The sequence below is a fragment of the Vulcanisaeta distributa DSM 14429 genome (assembly GCF_000148385.1).
Classification (GTDB): domain Archaea; phylum Thermoproteota; class Thermoprotei; order Thermoproteales; family Thermocladiaceae; genus Vulcanisaeta; species Vulcanisaeta distributa.
The window spans coordinates 403763-424421 of the sequence record NC_014537.1 but is presented as its reverse complement, the minus strand read 5'-3'; the positions used below and the strand labels follow the sequence as shown (position 1 = coordinate 424421).

Below are 20659 nucleotides of genomic sequence, written 5' to 3'. Positions count from 1 at the left end.
ATGAGCGTTAAGTGGCTTAGCGCAATTAAGCGCATTAAGGATGGTATTTCAAGGGTATTCATTGGTAACGAACCGGTAATACAGACACTACTGGCAACGCTCCTCAGCGAGGGACATGCATTATTGCTGGGTCCAATAGGTTCAGGTAAAACAACACTGGCTAAGGCATTGGCGTCGATAATAGGGGGTACGTTTAAGAGGGTTCAGATGACTAACGAGACATTACCGTCAGACATACTGGGCTTCATGATTTATGCACCCGGTATGGAGCCCAGGCTTGTTAAGGGGCCCATCTTCGCAAACGTGGTTCTCCTTGACGAAATTAATAGGGCGCCACCGAGGACCCTATCGGCATTGATTGAGGCAATGCAGGAAGGGCAGGTGACCATCGACGGCACACCCCTTGAGCTACCCAAGCCCCACATAGTCCTCGCAACAATGAACATAGTTGAGGTCGAGCTCGGCTATACCCAGGCGCTGCCGATGGCAATACTCGATAGGTTCATGTCGAGTATATACGTGAACTACGTAAGTGATGCTGAGGAGGCAATGATAGTTAAGGATATTGACAGGATAGAACGTGAATTATATACATTAAGCAATACCATTAGCCTGGGCGAGGTTGTGAAATTGATGGATGATGTGAAGGGGGTGTACGTCGATGACTCGGTGCTCGGCTACATCATGGGCTTGATTAAGGAGATCAGGAGCGATCCAAGGGTTCAGGTAACACTCAGCACTAGGGCGCCCATAAGCCTCTTCAAGCTCTCAAGGGCCCTGGCCTACCTCGATGGTAGGGACTACGTGCTTCCCGATGACGTTAAGGCAGCAGTGTACCCAGCCCTCATGCATAGGATAATCCTCAGGCCTGAGTATAGGGGTTCCGTAACGCCGATGGACGTCATCAACGACGCGTTGAATAAGGTCCCCGTCCCACACTACATACAGACCCCGGTAAAGCCATGATGAGGAGACTTACCAGTCAATGGGTGCAGGTACTCACCACATCAATGCTCATAGCGGCGGCAGCGCTTTCGTTGGGTAATGTGGCGTTATTCGCAGTGTACATGGTGATTGTAATCATAGCGTGGCTTTACTGGAATAATTACCCACTACCACTATCGCTGGGTGTGACGGCATTGTTATCGTTGGCCACACCGCCTATAGATATTATGTTAACATCAATATCGATTTTATTAATCGACAACGCCCTTAAAATGGGTAATGAAAGGCCCTGGTGGTTCTACGCAGCACCCCTTGCAGCATCGACATCCCTTGCGGTAATCCTTAGGCAGTTCTACATCGCAGCATCATTCACCATACCGCTACTCTATATATTACTAATATCGTTCATAAACGCCATTAGGTTCCACACGGTAATAATCGAGTTAAGACCGAGTAGGAATTTACGTATTAATGCAGGTTCTGAGTTGTCATATTCATTGGCGGTGACCACAAAACCCCCGCTCAGGGCGGTGGTGGAGGTTAAGGCCCCGGGGAACCTCAGGGTAAGCCCAGCCAGGCTTTACCTCAATGGCGAGGCCTACATCAACGTGAGCGCTAGGTACAGCCTTGGTGGTGTGAAGAGGCCGAGGCTCATCATCACCTTCACCGACATGCGCGGTCTCGTGAGGGTGAGGAGGGTCGTTAGGCATCCGCGCATTACCGTAATACCCAGGGCAAGGACAGCAATTCAATTCGCCAGGGAATTGCTGGCTCAATCGGCGTTGGGTGCCGAGGATATACGTGAGGTCAGGGAGTACACGCCAGGCGACCCAATTAGGAGGTTGCACTGGAAAAAGAGTGCGAAATTGAATAGATTAATCATCAAGTTGCTACAGGGTCCGGGATTGACGGGGCCCATCATCCTACTGTCCTACGCAACGAACCCCACATTGGTTGATAGGGTGGGTGAAGCCCTTGTTTACCTAACTGCTGAGCTATTAACAAGAATTCCGAGGATAGAAGTCATCTCCGTGAATAGGGATGGGGAAGCCACTAATTACGTGCTCAGTAGGGATAATTATTTCGAAATAATCGAGAGAGCCTTGGGTGAGATTGAAAATCTAAATGTGAGACTTGTTGGTGGTGGTGATTATGCGGATGTCCTGAGCACCATTAAGTACTCAATACCCCTAAGGATTAGGGGCATGGTTAGGGAGGGCGTCATAGTCATTGGGCAGGGGTTGTTCGTGGAGCCGATATGCAATGCCTTTAAGGAGCGCATAGTTTGTATTTCCGTATAGTCTCCAATTCCTATTTTAGGGGTAATGCTTTAAAATATTATAGGATATTATAATTGAATTAGCAAACATATATAATGATGGTGAAAATATGGTGAGCTTATTAATTGAGGAATTAGGCATTGCACTTATAATGATGCACTTCATAACGCCAAGTATTTATTACGTGATTGCGAGGAGTTGGTTGAGGCTTGGTAATGGGGTGGGCAGTGATAATGTGCTCGATGCTGACCCGCCATTTGTGTCGATAATAATACCTACGTACAATGAGGCTAAGGTAATAACTCAGAAATTGAATAATATCTACATGCAGGATTACCCAAGGGATAGGTTTGAGGTCATAATCGTTGATTCCGGCAGTACCGATGGAACCATAGAGTTAGTCCGTGAGTGGGTTAAGGGTCATGGAGACGTTAATGTTAGAGTTATTGAGGAGGGTGTTCGAAGGGGGAAAATGCATGCGTTGAACACGGCATTGAGGAATACTAAGGGGGACATTATAGTGGTCACCGACGCTGACTCAGCCTGGTTAAAGGACTCTCTTAGAAATGCCATTGCCTGGTTAATGAATAAAGACGTTGGCGCTGTCTCCTGCAATAAGATACCGAGGACGGACAAGGGCATTGAGGCCGAGTATAGGAATTACTACGGCCTGCTTAGGCTTGCTGAGAGTAGGAAGTTCTCGTCTGCCATATTCCACGGGGAGTTGGCTGCGTTCAGGAGGGATTTACTTGAGAGAGTGGGTGGTTTCCCCACGGACCTTGGCGCAGATGATAGCCACACGGCCGGCTTAATATCGATTATGGGCTATAGGGCGATTATCCCCGAGGATGTTAAGTGCATTGAGTATGTGCCAAGTAAGGGCTACTGGATGTGGAGGGTAAGGAGGGCTCAGCACCTGATCCAGCACTTCCTGAGGTTCCTGAGGTACATGCTAATTGAGGGTAAGGATCCACCCAGGGATTACAGGCAAATAATGCTCTATGAATCATACCTACACTTGATTAATCCCTGGCTTTTCATGGTGGGTCTCATATTCATAGTCCTATCCGCAATACACGGCGCCTTAATACCCATTGCATTACTACTGATTGGAGCCGCCCTACTTGCCAATAAGTTCTTCCGGACCTGGGTGATGACCCAGGTAATACTCGTGGTGGCCGCAATTAGAAACCTATGGAATAAGGAGTTGGTATGGAGAAAGATAGAGAAGTAATTAAGACCGCGTCCACAGCTGCACCACTTGTAATACTCGCATCATTAATACTACTCAATTACGTGATCAACGGCCTACCGTACATACCCGACTCCTGGACCCACATAGCCCACTCAGAAACCCTACTGAGGACTGGCTATCTCTTCGGTCCATCACCAAACCCATCAATGGTCAGCTACAATTATAAGTGGCCCACTGTAAACCTACTGCTCGCCCTATCACAGTCTGTGCTTGGCTTAGGGCCTATACAGTCGTTCTATGTCGTGAACATTCTTGCATCCCTATCAATAATACCCTTCATACTACTCGTGAGAAGGCTTACGGGAAGTGACATGGCAACCCTGATCACTGGCTTACTATTCGCAGTACTAAGTGTTAAGCTCCTTGTTGATTCATCAGTAATGAAGGAGACCGCGGCTCAATACCCATTCTACGCCTACATGCTGACCACGTACATGGCATTAATAGATAGGAAGCACCTCAGGCAGAACCTGTTAGTTATGGTCTTGACCTTCATAGCCATACTCTTCGCCCACCACTTCACATTGTTAATGGCCCTGGCGTATTCCTTCATAATGACAATAACGGTGCTGATGAGTAACTACCTAAGCGGTAATAATGCCTGGCATGCGCTTTACGTGGCAATTACGGTAATAGCCCTGGGCCTACTCACCTATTACTGGTACGTGGACTACCTCAGGGCGTATACAGTCACTACATTCGTAACGCCAGGCCTAATCTCAACACCAATCCTCATAGCCATCCTCCTAATCGATTACGTAACGATGCGTAGGGGGTCACGAATATTGATTTACGCCACACTGGCAATCCTCGCCCTTATGTTAATATCCATGTTCTCAACAGGTAAATTCCTACCCTATGTACTGGAGGGGTTTAATAGGGCCGTGGTCCTATCATCGACACCCTACGTATTGCCGATTCTCATAGCCGTACTATACCTCGCGCTGTATGGGTTCGAGAGGCCCGTAGTTGCCATTACCACGGTATTATCACTCGCCATATTACTCTACGTCCTACTCATGGGCAACAACCCACTGGAACTGCTCTTCCTCTCCAAGTCCCTGGACTTCGTTATGCCCTTCCTACTAATACCAACCGCGTTAATGATTACCTCAGCCGTGAGGCACAGGTTACCTGTTAAGGCCTTAGCCTATGTACTCACTGCAGCTCTAATGATCTCACTACCCATATTCGCCGTATTAACCCTATACACGTACTCACTGCCAACCTCGTCAACCCTCACTGTTTATAGGTTAATTGATTATGAGGAGTTTAACGCCATAAATGGCTTAATACCGAGGAACTCCACGCTATACTCATCAATTAGTTATGAGTCGATGATCATGTTCATGACGGGGATTAACACCTCAGACCCAACCACATACCTAATCCATGGCGAGGCACCACAAGGCCTACTCCTGCTTACTGAGAGGAACTTAAGGGTTGGCTTCCTATACGGTTCGGGCTATAGCATGGTCAGTATACCTAAGCATTACTTACTCAATATTTTAATGAGTAATGACTTGGTGTACTCAAGCAGAACCCTATGGCTTTGGGAAACGCCCTAGGGCTCTATCGTTAATTCACCAGCCCTGATCATATAGAGCCTGTCAGAGTTCCTAATTAGGTATTGGTCGTGCGTCGCCACAAGAACAACCCTACCAAGGCCAGCCTCCTCCCTGAGAATCCTCATTAGTAGGTCAACGTTGGCCCTATCAAGGCTATTCGTTGGCTCATCCATAATGAGGAACTCGTGATCCCTGGCGAGGGCAACCGCTATTGAAGCTCTCCTCCTCTCACCACCGCTGATTTGCCCAGGCCTTTTGTTGAGTATGTGCTCAATACCCAATAACCCACTTACCCACCTAATTCTCTCCTCAATAACCCTATTACCAAGCCCCTGAACCCTAAGGGCAAGCCTAAGGTTCTCCCTAATTGTCAGCCCGCTTATTAATAAGTCGTCCTGGGGCACGTAGGATATCATGTTAATGATTTCACGGGCCCTCGAGTCAGCGTACAAATCGACACCATTTATCAAGACCCTACCCGAGTCAGGCCTTAGGTAGCCAGCCACTATCCTCAGTAACGTTGACTTACCACTACCGCTGGGCCCAGCCACGCAGGTTATTGAGTTCGGCAGTGCTTCAATACTTACATTCCTAAGCACTGCGTGATTTCCGAAGGACTTCGAGACATTAATCACGTTAATACCTACATCACTCAACCCCCACCACCCTCAACCTAGTTATTAGGTGCATAATTATTAATAGTGCCGAGACTATGATGAAGGCTGCGATGTATGGGTAGTAATTACTCACCACTATCAGGTATATTGGTTGACCCATTAGGCTTAAGCCCATTGCGCCGACCATGGGCCGCCACAGGTAATTCGCGGTTAATAACCCCAATGCCGTGAAGGCCGGGTACATCATTACCAGGGGCGCGTCGACCATGAGCATGATGCTCAATTTACCTGCATGATTCAATCTCAAGTACATAATCAACTCCCTATTGACCTCAACCGAGTAATTAACAATGCCTATGAGGCCTATCGACACGATAACCAATAAGCCCATTATCACACCAATGAATGTGCCAATCCCAACCCTCAAGGCACTAATCAACGCAGCAGGCCCTGAGGCACTACTTAGTGGTAGGACAGACGTGAAGTAATTATATGCGTGGGTCATTAATTCACCCACGAGTATCGAGTATGGCGTGAGCACGACAGTCACATTGGACCCGGGCACCACGTACTCACTCACAGAATAATAGGTATTGCCCATGACCACGTCGATCCTGTACATACCGCCAGGCACGGATATTGGCGTAACACCGCCCCCAACGGTTGAGTATGCCAGCGAGCCATTCATGTAATAAATCAGTAGGTAGTAACTACTCACTAAAGACCCATTGGGCCACCTCACAATGACCCACTCACTAGGCGATACTGGGTATGAGCTAACCATCCTTGGAACGGGCATTTTCATCAACTCTATGGTCTTGTTGCTCTCGAGAATCACCGTCGAGAACCAAATAATTAAGGATCTATTATATGCGACCACGTAATACACACCAAATGGTAATGTCAATGTCATATTAGTGAGGGGGCCATTAAATACCGTGTGATTCATCGAGTTTAATACGGCGAGTGAACCATTAAGTATGTGGGTTATTATCCTCAACCCATACATACCATTAACCCTACTTATCAATCCATAACTCGCATTAACGTATATTACATTAACCACGGACGACGGCAACGAATCTAAATGCTGCGCCGTGGTCAGATTTATTACGACTTCATAATTAAGCTGCGGGTATTTAATTGACTTTATGATCCCCGCAACCGTCAAGTTATTGGTAATGCCCTTAAAGGACGTGATCACCAACTCATCACCAACCCTAACATGTAGCTCCCTAGCCAATTCATAACCAACTAAGGCACCCTCATTTAATTCCTGGGCCGTCGCATTGACCCCGTAGTAATTAATGTAGCTTGGTACAATACCCCTAACAATCACTGGGGTTCTATTCACGACGGAGGGCATTATGACCTCGGGAATAGCCATAAAGCCCATATCCCTGAGGGAGTAGGCAAGGTTTATTGGTACCCAACTCGTGAATATGGACATTGACTCTCCCTTCTTAATCGTGACATTACCGATGTTGAGGAGGAATAGTTGCGGTAAGTAGTATACCGCCAGCATTGTGGATATGACTAGGCCAAGGGCTATGGACGCGAGGTATACGGACAGCGCAATCACGGCAAGGCCCCTAGGGTAGATAGGCATACCTCCGCACCCATATGATGCCCTCAATGATGTATGTAACACATATGACGCAGGCCAGGGGTAGCATCACCGGTAATACGCCTGTTATGTCAACGCCATAGTTAGTAATTGGTATTATGCCCAGCGTTGTCAGGATTTTCATTAACACCAGAACCAGGGCAGCCGATATTGAGATCCCTAGCGTAAATGAGTATAGGGATATAAGGAGCATTATTAATGCGATATGCATTATGACCCCCACACCCGACCTAAAGATGCTGATCATGGCCCTAAAGTCATCCCTCAAATTCCTCACTATGCCATTGACCATGAATGCCGATGTTACGAAAAAGATTATGACAAGGGCAGCAACTACTAAGTACGTTATGGAGTTTATGAAGTAAACCGCATTATTAATTATAGACTTTGAGTATGGAGCTACGGTAGTGGTTAATGAGTCCACGTATGTGTTAAGTATGTTCATTAGCAATTCATACGTTGTCAATATGGTTATGGGTATCGCCGCGTTAATAATTAACAACCTAAATGAATTGATATCCCTAATGAAGAGCTTAATCGATGCATCAATCGCGTAAACCCAACGATGCACATTAGTGAATCATTGGCCCACTTAAAAATTAATCCCACGGGTACAACACGTGGATTTACGACACCCTACCATCCTCAATTTCACGTTTTACCCTCTCCGTCTGTAAGTATGGTTAGTTATTCATTGGCTGAAGACTCGGTTAAAGGGCTGGTTACTATCTCTCGGGATGCCTTTATAACTGCTGGGTCTTCAGTTACTGCAGAGTCTGCTATGCTCTTTGATTTACACCCGAAGGAGTCTAGAGATGAGCTCTTTGGTAGGGATGAGGAGGTTGAGTATGTTAAGAGGCAAGTTAGGGCTGGTAATTGGGTCGTCATCGGCGGTCAGCGTGGTATCGGTAAAACCAGCCTAATGAAGGTTGTGTTAAATGAATTATCTAGGGAGGGATTTAGGGCTATCTATATTAATGCCAGGGGTGTTACAACGCTTAGGGATTTATTAACGATACTAGTTAATGAGGTTAATAGGACACGCTTAAGGCTTAGGCTCAACGTCTCTCTAAACTTCATAGTCGGTTCAGCAGGGATAACCCTGAGCAGGGGTTCCAGGGTGTTCAATAGCCTGCTTGAGCTCTTACTATCTATTGATGAGAATACGGTTATTGGGCTTGATGAGGTTCAGGAGTTAAGTAGGGTTACTGGTCAATTCTTGAGGATACTCGGCAACGTATTCATGAGCAATCCAAGGGTCTCATTCATATTCACGGGATCCTACGTAGGTCTCGTAAAGACACTACTCAAGCCAAACCCCGAGTCCCCATTATACGGCAGGCCACCCGTCGAGGTTAAGCTAAAGCCGTTTAATGACGAATTATCCAGGGAATTCCTTAAGAGGGGTTTCAGGGAATTGGGCATTCAATTTAACGCATTCGATACCGTCATTGACAGGCTTGATGGTGTTGTTGGTTGGCTAACATTATTTGGTAATTATCACGGTGTTAGGGGCTTAGACGTTGATGAGGCATTGAGGGAGACGATTAATGAGGGGGTTAAGATCATGGTTAATGAGATTGAGCACTTCCTCGAGGACAAGGCTAACAAGGCTCTCTACCTAGCCATACTTTCCGCATTGAGAGTCGTGAATAGGTGGAAGGATATAAAGTTCGCCGTGACGACGAGGCTTGGTAGGGAATTCGGAGATAGGGAACTCCTGAACGCATTGAATGCCTTAATTAACTATAACTTCGTTGTGAAGGTCAGGGAGGGTGAGTATAGGCTTGCTGACCCAATACTTAGGGAGGTTGATTACGATAAGCTAATTAAGAGGTACTTACGAATGGATTACTAAAAACGGCATGCATTAATGACTTGTTAATCCTAAATACGCCATGATCAATAACACGTAAGATTGTTAAAGGGGTTTGGTAATGGCATCTTGATGCAGTGCCAATTACCCACTAGGTATGAGTATGGGGAGCATACGGCGGACATCGCCGTGATAGCCTACGGCTGCACGCTTGAGGAGGCCTTCAAAAACGCGGCACTTGGGGTTGCGGGCCTTACCTACTACATTGATAGGGTTGAGCCGAGGGAGTTCGTGGAGGTTAACGTGGGGGGTGAGGATCTTGAGCAGTTATTGTTTAATTGGATTGATGAGTTCATCTACCTATTCGATGGCAGGAAGTTCGCCTATGGCGACTACTTCAGGGAGGTTAGTATAGAGGGTAATGGACCGTATAGGATCAGGGCTGTCGTTGGCGGTGAGCACTTCGACATCAATAAGCATGGTTATAGGGGGTTGATAGTCAAGGCGATGACCTACAACATGATGGAGATTAAAAGGGCCGATAACTACTGGAGGCTCACGTTTGTGGTTGATATTTAGGTTATGCATTAAAAGGAACTACGCATTGATTATTGTATGTCCTCAAGCGCCACGAAGCGTAGGATCGGCCTCGTACTAATTGGCATTGGAATAGCCCTACTGCTGGTGGCCTCCGTACTTGCATACATAGAGTTGCTCACGGGTATCTCAATACCACAGCCGCCATCCCTGGAGAGCGTGCTTTACGTACTGGCGGTGGTCACGTACAAGGTCGCCTTCATAGCCGTAATCGCCTGGGCAGGGGCAATACTCATAACGAGGGGCCTACAGGCACTGTAGTACGTAGTTACTACCCACCTAACCGATGTATTTAGCATTCAACCCCTCATTAATTAACACCTAGCACAACTTCCCATCAGCCGTAACAACCCCACTGACACCCACAAACTTTGCTATTACTAACCTGTGGTCATAAGTTTGATGAATGCGGTGAAACGTACCTCTTCATCATGGCGTTACTGTCCAGATAAACTATTCTCTCTTTCATCCCTCATCTCCCTCACGAGACCACTCACCGGTTCCCTGGGCTTAATCGGTTCAAAATCAAGTTCTGGAGTAGTCTCCTCGAGTATTAGCGTATTAAGCTCAATCATCAGCTCCTCCTTAATCAATTCCTCCAGCAATTCGCTAGCGTTTAAACCTCGCTCCGCGGCATATCTCTTAAACTCCCTCCATAATTCCTCATCGATATAAATACTGATCCTAACCTTGCCCATACCCTCTCCACTGACTTAAGGGTACTGAATAAGTTAAGTTTTCCGCTAATTATTGATCGTGCATACATTAAAATCACCAGAGCGTTAAGACTTATTACCCAATCAAATTACTGATTTTTGTGAGGGTTGCCATTGCGTTAGCAATACTCTCGCTAGTGATTACCTTGATCGTACTCGGCATTTCAGCGCTAACAATGGGTAACTTGAGCAGGTACGTTAGTGCCAATATTTACCAGACGGGCACTGGGTATTACCTAAACTTCACGATACATAACCCGTTGCCACTACCATTAGTAATAACAATAACACAGGGAGGCCTCTCAAGGAGCGTCTATGTTGAGCCTTACGGTTTTGGAAGCATCATAATGCCCATAACGTCGCTTAATCTGCCAATAAACATAACCGTTTCGATACCTGGAATCGCCAACGTCACCAGTACGGTGACCCCATCATGAGGGTCAGGGATAGGTTAATAAGTGGCGCTGTCAATGCGGCAACCGACGTACTACTCCTAATCCTAATGCTAATACTATACTCACTACTCAGCTCATACATGGCGCACCTACCCATCCAATTCACGTCAATAATCACAGAGTACATTACGTTAATAGCCGCCTTCGCGGTACTGGCATTCCTACGCGGCTTACTGGCGGGCCACGTGCTTGCTTACCCGGTTATCCTTGGTGAGGCGACGTTGATAACGGCGATATTCCTCTCAATACCAGGTACGATCACAGCCTATGGGGTCACTGTGAACATAACGCCGCTGATCTACTTCCTATGGTCCGTAGAGATGGCTTGGGTTGTCTACTCAATAATCGATCAATTCAACAACACCCTACTGGATCCCTAGCGCAAGTATTCCTCAATCTTAACGGCAAGTTCCTTAACGAGCTTACTCATTAATAATTGCGATGCCCTCTCCCTCGCATTCCTACTCATCCTATCCCTCTCCTCAGGGTGATCCAGGAGCCTCTCCACGGCCTTAGCGGCGCCCTCAACATCGTCTGGGCCATTAACGTGTATCCCATCAACGCCATTCCTAACGACCCACTTCTGGCCGTAAACCGCGGAGGTTATTACGGGAACACCACCATACATGAACTCCAGCTGCGTCAGCCCGAGGGCCTCCATCTTACTCATTATTATGTTCACGTAAGCCTCCTTAATCAACTTCTTCTTATCCTCAACACTCAACTCCCCAGTCAAGGTCACGTTACTTAAGCCCCTAGCCTCACTGACAACCTCATCCCATTGGTCACCGGGCTTGCCAGCAATTACGAAGTGCACGTCACGCCTATGCCTAAGCATCTTGGCAACCCTGACAACAGCAAGCGGGTTCTTCCTCTCCTCAACAGTGCCCAGGTAAGCCACTATCTTGACGTCATCGGGAATCCTATACTTAACCCTGAAGTCACTCGAATCAACGGCATTTAGATCAGCCACCTCATCATCGTCAATACCCCCTGGAAATACGTAGATTTGCTCGGGCCTTGCACCCATCCTAATCATCTCCTCACCCTCGAGTGGCGTCACGCAGAGGATGAGGTTTGCTGCCTTGAAGATCTCTGGGAATGCCATGTGGTTCCAGGCAAGCCTATACGTCCTCTCAACAACGTCATACCTAGTTGGGTCAGGCGGTTGGTAGTGGCTCATGTGCCCAAAGAACACGTTACTATTCTCAAGTCCAAATGTCGTCAACATCCTCCTCCACATCACGTACTTAGCCGTGTCCTCAGGCCCATTCCAAAGCGTGGAATGCGTTATTAATGAATTCACATTGAAATTCTCACTGATCCTTCTAAGCACATCCACGAAGTTCTTGAACATGATCCTCCTGGGCGGCCACCTAGCAACATAACTATCAACCCTAATGGTGGGTAGCCCAATGGCTGGGTCCTTCTCCTGAAATACATAACCCTCAAGTGAGGTCTCTACAGCCCTCCTCCTAACAACCTCATTACCGTCGTGGTAAATACTCGTTATTAGGTAGGCCTCATAACCAAGCCTAAGAAACCACTTAACCATCCTCTGAGCCACCAACTCCTGCCCCTTGGAATTGCTTGTCTGGTACATTATAACGCCAATGACAGGCTTAGCCACCTACATCACCCCTCCTTTTATCACCATCCCTTGACTGATCCCACTCACGCTCAAGGAACCTCCTCAGCGGCTCCCTCAATGGTACGGCAAGCACGAGACCAATGGCAACCCCAAGGCCAATAGCCACTGCCCAGGCGAGTCCTTGGGCGAATATGTAGAGTATGGTCACGTTAACCTTCATAACACTCAACGCGATTGTTATGACCATGTAGTAAAGTATGAATCTAAAGGCATCACCAACGAAGTTAAGCAGGGTCTGTGAGTATTGGTCATTTGCTGGGTAACTACGCTTAAAATAATCGCTTATCCAATCGACCATTATTAAACCAATGATTAGAATAATCACGCCGGACACTAGGTATGGCAGGTATGTCAATACGCTCCTTGAGGTATCATATAGGAAGGCGAGGTTTGGGCTTGCGTAGGATAGTTCAAGTAGGGCATAGAAGATCGCCGCTATATAAATGACCCACTTAACGAAGAGACCGAGGAAGTCACCAGCCGTATAACCACTCCTGAGCAGTGCACGGCCCACGGAGGTCTTCCTAAAGAAGGCATCTAGGCCCGTGGTGTAGGAGATTTTCTTAATTAGTATTTCCACGAGTCTACCAACTACGTATCCCACGACTATTATGACCACGGCGGCAAGTACCGTGTAAAAAACATACTGTGGTATAAAGCCAAACACCTTGATTTGCGTTGCCGTTGAATTCACGGTGGAACTCATTACTAAAGAGACTTATGGAAGGTATTTAATACTTTAGGAGTACGCAATCAATGAGCATAATATTATTGATTATTTTTAATTTAACTATTATTGCACCGCAAACTTAATATTAAAAATAGATTGAAAGAGAAGAAACTAAGCCCATTATATACTGAATGCTTGTTGAGCCCGCATCAAAATATTAAGGCTAGTTTTATATTGATTAATATTGTGCGTTTAAATTATGGAGGCTCGCATGAGAAGATTGAATACAGAGGCTTTGGCGAAGGAGAGGCTTGAGGAGGCTATGAAGGAGCTTGATGTTGCGGAGGTTTTCTTAAGGGAAGGTCTCACTAGTAATGCGGCAGGTAAGGCATTCCAGGCGTGGAAGGCATTCCTCTCGTATCTAGCACTGAAGAATGCAGATCAACTTCAGGAAAAATATCGTGGGAATAAACGTGTTGGGAATGTCACCATACCATTCCATGAATGGATAGCCGCAGTAATACCGACCAATAGAATGACCGAGCTAAGCGCGGAGATGGAGAGAATAGTCCCAGGTGTGGCTGAGTTAACTGCCATGGCCCTACAATTACATGAGTATCAATACAACGGCCCAGACCCGGAAGGCATTAGAAGCAAGATACCAAATGACGAAACGGCTATAGCATTAATTAAGTCATTCATAGTTAAGGCGAGAGCACTAATGAGCGTTCTAAGTAAAGGGTCAAATAGTATCCATACATCTGGCTAACGCAAATGTATCTCCTGCACCTTCTTAAGAGACTAGTCATGCTTTGTTAAGTATTCTCATCTATTTCACATTCTATTAGATTTTGATTAATTACTATGAAGGATTTAGTGTTGAAATGGTCGTCAGGGCTGTAGGTATTTAGCTGCCCTCTTAATAGCCTTAATTATGTTTATGTAACCGGTGCAGCGGCAAATATTCTTAATGCTTAGTTTCAATAGATCATCGTTAGCCGTCGGGTCTATGTTCGTGAGGTAGTCATGCGTCACCATCATGAAGCCATGAGTACAGAAGCCGCACTGCATTGCGTACTCCTCAAGGAATGCCCTCTGTATTGGGTGTAGCTCCATTCCCTTACTCAAACCCCTTACGGTGGTTACTGAGTGCCCTGAAACCCTGACCACGGGGACCATGCATGACTTGACAGCCCTACCATCAACAAGCACGGTACACGCGCCGCACTTACCCTCATCACAACCCCTCCTAACTTCCTTAAACCCATGCCTCCTCAGGAAGTCTATAAGCAATAATCTCGGCTCAACCAAGTCCTCAATCCACTGGCCATTAACGTTAACCCTAACCCTAACCAAATCGCCAACGTACTCAACACCATCCCTGAACTCCCACTTAATAAGCTCATCCTTAATGGGCGCCTTAATGTACTGCACGGACCCATTGGCAATCTCCGTTAAGGCCTTAGTCAATAGGTTCTTTGCAACCTTGACCTTGTAATCACCAGGTGCATGTGTGTCCTCAAGGGGCTTTGCGTCTATTGAAGAGAATATGGAGTTCACAATGTCATTAACCTTAGCCCCAACCTCCCTAACCCCAAGTCCATTCAAGTGCCCGCTCACTAGCACGGGCTCTGGGTAAACGGCGCCAATGGATATCCTGGAGTCTGTTATAACCCCATCCTTCTCCTGATAAGCAACGGCTATGATAACGCTTGGGAACGATGCACCACCCCTCCTGAAGATCTCATAAACACCCCTAAGGCCGCTGAGTGGTATTCTGACCTCTGTAATTAACTCATTGGGCTTTAGGTCAGTGATGTATGGCCCTTTGTAAAGGTCTGAAACCTTAACGACCCTCTCAGTACCAATCCCCTTAATCATGACCTCGGCATCCAGTGCTATCAGGGCTGGGTAGTAATTAGCCGCTGGATCTGCGTGGGCTAGGCTACCGCCTATTGTACCCAGGTTCCTAACCTGAATATCGGCTATGTGCCATGCAGACTCACTCAATATCTTCGCGTTATCATTAACTACCCTATTCATTGCAATGTCATTATGCGTGGTTAATGCGCCAATCCTTAAGTGATTACCCTCAACCCTGATGTACCTAAGGTCATTAATACCGAGTATATCAATCAAATACTTAACCTCGGTCATCCTCAACTTGAGCATGGGCATTAGGCTCATGCCGCCAGCAAGTACCTTGGCATCACCACCGTACTCATTGAGTAGCTTCAAGGCCTCATCAATTGTCGAGGCTCTGACATACTTAAATCCCCTGGGAATACCGAGGGTGTACGCCATGCCCATCATCCCTCGACAGCCCTCATTATCTTATACGGCCTTAGTGGCAGGTCCGTTATGGCCTTACCAATTATCGAGGCTAGGGCATTGACGATTGCCGCGGGCACGCCCATCATTGCGCCCTCACCAACACCATGAGCCCCGGAGACCAGGTGCTTCGTGGGTGTTTCAAAGTGTATGAACTCCACCTCCATACCCACGGCCTCAGCCATTGTCGGTGTTTCATAGATGTCGAGACTCGTCGTTAATGGGTTGCCCTGGTCGTCATACATCAACTCCTCATAAAGCGTGAGGGCGAGACCGTGCATTAAACCACCCATCAACTGACTATCAACGAACTCCCTCTTGAGTATCCTGCCTGCGTCGTGGGCTATTACGTACTTCCTAACCCTAATGTCATACGTGTTCGGGTCAAGCTCAATGACGGCCAAGTGCGCCTGTATTGCGTATGTGGCTGATGAGTTTATCCTATCACCCTCGGCAGCCTTAACCGTTGGTGGTTGATAAAACACCGTGACACTCAATGAGGCGTCCAAGCCCTCCGGTAATGAACCTGGGTCCCAATTAACTGATGATGCCATCCTCCTAATATCAACCCTCCTACTTGGATTGTTTATGTCGTAGAACTGACCATTCTCATAACCAACCTTATCCGTGCCTAAAATGGACATGGCAATTCTCGTCAACTTCTCCTTCAACTGCCTAGCCGCCAGTATGGCGGCGCTGACCACTATCGGGGCAAACCTAGATGAGTAGGAGCCGTCCGATAATGCCCACGTCCTGGTGGTATCAACCCTATTCTCCACGATGATCATTGACGGATCAACACCCAATTCCGATGCAACCACTTCGGCGAGTGTTGTTTCGTGGCCGAGCCCCTCATTGGTGCCATTGACAAAGACCCTAATGTAACCGCTCATGTCTATATTAATGGTTACGTAGGAACCAGAGCCTGAATGCGGGTACTTACGCTTACTTGGTTCGATTGCCAGGTCCGTGTAACCAAGATTCGTGCCTGCTGGCTCAACCAATACAGCAATACCAACACCAATGTTTGGGTTCTTCCTCCTCTCCTCAAGCCAACGCCTATACTCAGGCTCGATCGCCCTAACAACCCTCTCATAATCCTGCCTCGGATAAAGCCCGCCGGTAACGGTCTCATAGAAATACTCATCACCAATCCTCTTCGGGAAATCCCTAATGAGGTTCTTGATCCTAAGCTCGAGTGGGTCTATGCCGAGCTCACGGGCAAGTTCGTTAACCGCAACCTCAAGCATGAAGTAGAAGGGCGGACCTCCATAGGCCCTGTTTAGGCCTGTTGGTAATTTATTCGTTACGACTACGTAGTCCTCAGCCTCGATAGCCCTAACATCGTATGCGCCGTTCATGTTTCCATGAACCCTAAACAAAACCCCTGGATCGGGTGGTCTTGGGTATGCACCAACATCCTCATAAAACCTAAACCTAAATCCCTGGATCACGCCGTCCCTCGTCGCAGCAACCTCCACAACACCCTTCCTGGCGCCGCCTGAGTTACTACCCACGAGGTGCTCAGTCCTACTCTCAACCCACTTAACGGGCCTACCACTTAGTATTGATGCGGCGGCCGCCAGGGTTATGTATGGGTATAATGAGTACTTAGAGCCGAAGCTACCACCGACGTCCCTAGGGCCAAAGAGCCTAAGGCTACCCGTTGGTAGGCCTAGGGCCCTCGTTACGAAATAGGTTATTAATAATGGTCCCTGGGCGTTGGCCCACACGTTCAATTCACCACCAGTATAGTGAGCAAGCACACCGTAGGTCTCCAGCGGCATTGCATTGTGCTTCTGATAGTAGAACTCACGCTTTATAACAACGGGAGCCTCGGAGAATACCTTATCCACAGGTCCGAATTTCATGTGCCTATGCATGGCAACGTTCGACTTAAGCTCCTCATGAACAAGCACATCACCCCTTAATGCATCGTCAAAAGTCAATACGGGCTTTAATGGCTCGAAATCCACCTGGACGTAATCAAGTAGGTCAATTGCCCTGTATGGGTCGTCTGCGAGGACCACCGCTATCGGTTCACCGACAAACCTAGCCTTATCCCGGGCAAATGGGTAGTACTTAATTGGGGCATCCACCGCGAGTGGGAATGGGTTTGGTATTACCTTAGCCAGGTCGTTGGGTCCATAGGCAATGCCGCCATGCTCAAAGACCCCGCTTAAGTCAACCTTAAGTATTCGGGCATGGGCATAGGGACTTCTGTAGATGGCCATATAAAGCGTGCCCGGGGGTGTGGGTATATCATCAATGTACTCGCCAGAGCCCGTTACGGCACGTAAACCTTCCCGGTAATGAGGCAAATTACTCATTATTATTGGTGTCCGGGATTGGTTATTAAAATATTAAGTTATTTAATGTTATAGAGCATTGTGATACCCAGAGTCTTCATTTATAGATTACCGCAGGATGATCCAAGGAAGAACACTGCGATTAAATTGGTTAGGTTTGGATTTGCGCAATTAGTGGATAGTATTAAGGCATTGCCAAGTGGTTCAATAATTCTCGACCCAACAGTTAAAACACCATTAACACCCAGTGATAGGGTTATCGCTGAATCAAGGGGATTATCATTGATAGACTGCTCCTGGAAAAGGGCTGTTGACGTTCATACTAAGTTCATTAGGGGTAAATTCATTAGAAGGAGGCTACCATTACTCATAGCCGCTAACCCAACGCATTACGGCAAGCCATACATATTAAGCACGATTGAAGCCGTGGCGGCGGCGCTCTATATAATGGGCTTTAAGGATGAGGCAATGGAGGTCCTAAGGCTGTATAAGTGGGGCCCGAATTTCATAATAATTAATCAGAAATACTTAGAGAGATATGCCGCGGGTGATTTGTCGCCGGAGAGGGAGTTATTGGGTGTTGATGATGTTGATAATGGGCTTGAGCAGCTAATGAGGGTTTTAACAAACGGTGACTGATGGTCACCTCCTACCATTAGCGTATAGGCATAAATCCCTTAATGGGCATTTATCGCATAATGGGTTATCAGGCAAGCAATACTTCTTGCCGATAGTAATCACTGAGGCATGCACCAACTTATAGGTGTATAGGTCCCTCGGTATTAAATCCTCAAGCGTCCTCTTCCATGAGTCATAGTCATTACCAGGATTAATGCCCAATACCCTACTGAACACCCTCTTTGTATATTGCGAAATGGGTAATGTAAGTATGTTCAGGGCAAAGAGCATTATTGAATCCGCGGTCTCCCTACCAACACCCTCCTGGTTAAGCAGGAAATCCCTAACATCACCCTTAAGCCTCAGTCTCTCTAAGCCCCCGATCACTGTGATGTTGCGAGCGAGCTTAACAAGTCTCTGGGCCTTCGTAAATCTATAATTAACGCCCTTAATGACCTCAGCTAGGTAATTAGGGTCTGCATTAGCGATGCTCTCGATGGTGTTCAGTCCAAGCTTCCTAAGCCTATTGAGCACTTCGTGCACCACGTCCCAGCGGGTTTGTTGCACAAGTATTGCCGTGATTATTACCTCATCAGGCGTCTCAGCACCACCCCACCACCTTGTTGACTCGGCATCCACGGGATACCAACCCACACTCTCCAACTCACTCTTAATGCCCCTGAATGTCTCGATTAGCCTATTCACGGTTTCGTTCATTGCCGAGCATAATGCCTGGATAAGTTTATTAAAGTAAACCCGCGCAACACGTGTAATGAGTGCGAGGGGTAGGAGACCGGTTAGGCGTAGTCCATTGCCCGGCTATAAGGCTTGCAGGAATTGTAAGGCAGTCGTACCTGAGGATGTTGAGAAGTGCCCAGTATGTGGTGGTACTGACTTCACGAAGGATTGGATGGGCCTTATAGTAATACTTAAGCCCGAGGAGTCCTGCATCGCCAAGAGACTTGGCATTACCAAGGCTGGCATGTACGCAATCGAGGTCCTATAATCCCATAGGCAACAAATAATACTTATTAAGGGGTTTCTCCACGTCAAGACTGATGTCAATACCAATGCCGAAATTACCGGAGGGCATTGAGGCAGGTAAGCTCGTATTTAAGCTACTCAACATTAGGGAGAATAAGGTTATTGGTCGTAAGGAGGTTACTGCCGAGGCCTGGCACGTGGGCTTACCAACACCAAGTAGGGTTCAACTACGTGAAGAAATTGCGAAGGCCATGGGTGTTGATGTTAAGCAGGTGTATGTTGTGAGGGTTATCACTGAGTATGGTAGGCACAGGAGTGTCATTGAGGCCCACGTTTATGATGACCCCAATGTGGGCGAGAGGATTGAGCCGCTTTATATAAGGCTTAGGAATATGCCGAAGGAGGAGGCTAAGAAGATACGTGAGGAGATGAAGAAGAGGAAGACTGAGAAGAAGGCTGCGGCTAAGAAGCAGTAATTTACGTGTATAAATCTACACTTGTATAGATCAATAGGTTTTTAAGTAAATAATCAGTGAATTGGTGGTATACTTATGGATTTTAGGGAAGTCCCAATTAATGAATGCCCAATTAAATACCTGGACACACTACACCTAATACTATTCATACTTTATAAAAGGACTGAATTCTGTAAGAACCTCGGTCTCAACTGCATGGATCTACCCGTACTAGCAACATCACCCCTAGTGGCTAGGAATTGTGATAGGAATGATGTTCATAAGTTCTTTAAGCGCATGAGGAGGATTGTGGAGAGGATTGGCAATGAGATAGAGATTTTTAGGTTTGGCAGATTGAGCGCGTCATTGCTTCTTGAATTTGGGACCGGGAGTATTAGGGTTCATGATAACTTAATCGTGAGCGATAACGACTGCAATAAGGTTCAGTGTGTCACCGTGAACAACGTCACAACGTTTTACATGAGGCTGATCATTAGATTGAGTGATAAGAACCTAGTTGTACTAAACGTACCTGACATAATCATGTGGCTGGCGAGGGTTTACGGCCTCGACACCGTGTATAGCGCCCTGAACTTGGTGCATAGTTACGTTGAGAATGGATCATTCAGTGATGACCTTGATAGGGTTCTAGAGATAATTAGTAAGTGGGGTGTGAATTTGGATAGGGACTCGTTCATTAACGCCACGTTACCGGGTAGGAGAAACCTATTGGTTTTGAGGGAGATACTGAACAACGCCACTTAA

23 protein-coding genes are annotated in these 20659 nt (G+C 47.0%); 14 read left to right on the top strand and 9 right to left on the bottom strand.

The window, feature by feature from the left end:
* The 4 genes from VDIS_RS02135 (at window position 1) to VDIS_RS02120 (ending at window position 5048) form a co-directional block, all read left to right on the top strand.
* A complete protein-coding gene (locus tag VDIS_RS02135) occupies window positions 1-966 on the top strand; it encodes an AAA family ATPase (protein WP_013335562.1) in 966 nt (321 codons plus the stop codon).
* Entirely contained in the window at window positions 963-2246 is a 1284-nt protein-coding gene (locus VDIS_RS02130; protein ID WP_013335561.1) for a DUF58 domain-containing protein, read from the top strand. The genes VDIS_RS02135 and VDIS_RS02130 overlap by 4 nt, the downstream gene beginning before the upstream one ends.
* Before the next feature lie 88 nt (window positions 2247-2334).
* On the top strand, window positions 2335-3459 hold the full coding sequence (locus VDIS_RS02125; protein ID WP_013335560.1) for a glycosyltransferase: 1125 nt from the start codon (window positions 2335-2337) through the stop codon (window positions 3457-3459).
* A complete protein-coding gene (locus VDIS_RS02120; RefSeq protein WP_013335559.1) occupies window positions 3438-5048 on the top strand; it encodes a hypothetical protein in 1611 nt (536 codons plus the stop codon). The genes VDIS_RS02125 and VDIS_RS02120 overlap by 22 nt, the downstream gene beginning before the upstream one ends.
* Here the strand turns inward: VDIS_RS02120 and VDIS_RS02115 are convergent.
* Genes VDIS_RS02115 through VDIS_RS02105 form a run of 3 tightly spaced genes read right to left on the bottom strand, consistent with a single transcriptional unit; the run spans window position 5045 to window position 7863 of the window.
* Window positions 5045-5704, bottom strand: a complete 660-nt coding sequence (locus tag VDIS_RS02115; protein ID WP_013335558.1) for an ABC transporter ATP-binding protein — start codon at window positions 5702-5704, stop codon at window positions 5045-5047. The genes VDIS_RS02120 and VDIS_RS02115 overlap by 4 nt on opposite strands.
* Window positions 5697-7274: an ABC transporter permease gene (locus VDIS_RS02110; RefSeq protein WP_013335557.1), complete on the bottom strand. Its 1578-nt coding sequence runs from the start codon at window positions 7272-7274 to the stop codon at window positions 5697-5699. The genes VDIS_RS02115 and VDIS_RS02110 overlap by 8 nt, the downstream gene beginning before the upstream one ends.
* Window positions 7258-7863, bottom strand: a complete 606-nt coding sequence (locus tag VDIS_RS02105) for a hypothetical protein (protein WP_013335556.1) — start codon at window positions 7861-7863, stop codon at window positions 7258-7260. Before VDIS_RS02105 ends, VDIS_RS02110 begins: the two co-directional genes overlap by 17 nt.
* A gap of 210 nt (window positions 7864-8073) precedes the next feature.
* Between VDIS_RS02105 and VDIS_RS02100 the strand changes: the two genes are divergently transcribed.
* From VDIS_RS02100 to VDIS_RS02090, 3 genes are all read left to right on the top strand, one after another.
* Entirely contained in the window at window positions 8074-9150 is a 1077-nt protein-coding gene (locus tag VDIS_RS02100) for an AAA family ATPase (protein ID WP_013335555.1), read from the top strand.
* Window positions 9151-9240: 90 nt separating this feature from the next.
* The gene (locus VDIS_RS02095) at window positions 9241-9687 is read left to right on the top strand and encodes an archease (RefSeq protein ID WP_013335554.1); all 447 of its coding nucleotides are present in this window, start codon (window positions 9241-9243) and stop codon (window positions 9685-9687) included.
* Between the two features lie 36 nt (window positions 9688-9723).
* Window positions 9724-9966 (top strand): hypothetical protein, encoded by a 243-nt coding sequence (locus VDIS_RS02090; RefSeq protein WP_013335553.1) that lies wholly within the window; start codon window positions 9724-9726, stop codon window positions 9964-9966.
* Between the two features lie 176 nt (window positions 9967-10142).
* Here the strand turns inward: VDIS_RS02090 and VDIS_RS02085 are convergent, their stop codons facing one another.
* A complete protein-coding gene (locus VDIS_RS02085) occupies window positions 10143-10403 on the bottom strand; it encodes a ribbon-helix-helix protein, CopG family (protein WP_013335552.1) in 261 nt (86 codons plus the stop codon).
* A gap of 119 nt (window positions 10404-10522) precedes the next feature.
* On the opposite strand from VDIS_RS02085, the gene VDIS_RS02080 reads away from it, so the two are divergent.
* Together VDIS_RS02080 and VDIS_RS02075 are read left to right on the top strand one after the other, a co-directional pair.
* The gene (locus VDIS_RS02080; RefSeq protein ID WP_013335551.1) at window positions 10523-10858 is read left to right on the top strand and encodes a hypothetical protein; all 336 of its coding nucleotides are present in this window, start codon (window positions 10523-10525) and stop codon (window positions 10856-10858) included.
* Complete coding sequence (locus VDIS_RS02075) at window positions 10855-11256, top strand: hypothetical protein (protein ID WP_013335550.1); 402 nt, start codon at window positions 10855-10857, stop codon at window positions 11254-11256. Before VDIS_RS02080 ends, VDIS_RS02075 begins: the two co-directional genes overlap by 4 nt.
* Here VDIS_RS02075 and VDIS_RS02070 read toward each other — a convergent pair.
* Both VDIS_RS02070 and VDIS_RS02065 read right to left on the bottom strand, forming a co-directional pair.
* Window positions 11253-12506 (bottom strand): glycosyltransferase, encoded by a 1254-nt coding sequence (locus VDIS_RS02070; protein ID WP_013335549.1) that lies wholly within the window; start codon window positions 12504-12506, stop codon window positions 11253-11255. The two genes, VDIS_RS02075 and VDIS_RS02070, sit on opposite strands and share 4 nt — an antisense overlap.
* Window positions 12499-13233: a mechanosensitive ion channel family protein gene (locus tag VDIS_RS02065; RefSeq protein WP_013335548.1), complete on the bottom strand. Its 735-nt coding sequence runs from the start codon at window positions 13231-13233 to the stop codon at window positions 12499-12501. Before VDIS_RS02065 ends, VDIS_RS02070 begins: the two co-directional genes overlap by 8 nt.
* A 235-nt stretch (window positions 13234-13468) precedes the next feature.
* Between VDIS_RS02065 and VDIS_RS02060 the strand changes: the two genes are divergently transcribed.
* Window positions 13469-13966, top strand: a complete 498-nt coding sequence (locus tag VDIS_RS02060; protein WP_148678386.1) for a PaREP1 family protein — start codon at window positions 13469-13471, stop codon at window positions 13964-13966.
* A gap of 122 nt (window positions 13967-14088) precedes the next feature.
* Here the strand turns inward: VDIS_RS02060 and VDIS_RS02055 are convergent, their stop codons facing one another.
* The gene (locus VDIS_RS02055) at window positions 14089-15507 is read right to left on the bottom strand and encodes an FAD binding domain-containing protein (RefSeq protein WP_148678176.1); all 1419 of its coding nucleotides are present in this window, start codon (window positions 15505-15507) and stop codon (window positions 14089-14091) included.
* Window positions 15507-17858 carry a xanthine dehydrogenase family protein molybdopterin-binding subunit gene (locus tag VDIS_RS02050; protein ID WP_013335545.1) on the bottom strand — a complete coding sequence of 784 codons (2352 nt, stop codon included), beginning with the start codon at window positions 17856-17858 and terminating at the stop codon, window positions 15507-15509. Before VDIS_RS02050 ends, VDIS_RS02055 begins: the two co-directional genes overlap by 1 nt.
* A gap of 60 nt (window positions 17859-17918) precedes the next feature.
* Between VDIS_RS02050 and VDIS_RS02045 the strand changes: the two genes are divergently transcribed.
* Window positions 17919-18476, top strand: a complete 558-nt coding sequence (locus VDIS_RS02045; RefSeq protein ID WP_013335544.1) for a 16S rRNA aminocarboxypropyltransferase — start codon at window positions 17919-17921, stop codon at window positions 18474-18476.
* 3 nt (window positions 18477-18479) lie between these two features.
* On the opposite strand, the gene VDIS_RS02040 is transcribed toward VDIS_RS02045, so the two are convergent.
* Window positions 18480-19172, bottom strand: a complete 693-nt coding sequence (locus tag VDIS_RS02040) for an endonuclease III domain-containing protein (protein ID WP_013335543.1) — start codon at window positions 19170-19172, stop codon at window positions 18480-18482.
* 55 nt (window positions 19173-19227) lie between these two features.
* Between VDIS_RS02040 and spt4 the strand changes: the two genes are divergently transcribed.
* From spt4 to VDIS_RS02025, 3 genes are all read left to right on the top strand, one after another.
* Window positions 19228-19461, top strand: a complete 234-nt coding sequence (gene spt4 / locus VDIS_RS02035; RefSeq protein ID WP_013335542.1) for a transcription elongation factor subunit Spt4 — start codon at window positions 19228-19230, stop codon at window positions 19459-19461.
* A 52-nt stretch (window positions 19462-19513) separates the two neighbouring features.
* The gene (locus tag VDIS_RS02030) at window positions 19514-19915 is read left to right on the top strand and encodes a 30S ribosomal protein S24e (RefSeq protein WP_013335541.1); all 402 of its coding nucleotides are present in this window, start codon (window positions 19514-19516) and stop codon (window positions 19913-19915) included.
* 75 nt (window positions 19916-19990) lie between these two features.
* The gene (locus VDIS_RS02025) at window positions 19991-20659 is read left to right on the top strand and encodes a hypothetical protein (RefSeq protein WP_013335540.1); all 669 of its coding nucleotides are present in this window, start codon (window positions 19991-19993) and stop codon (window positions 20657-20659) included.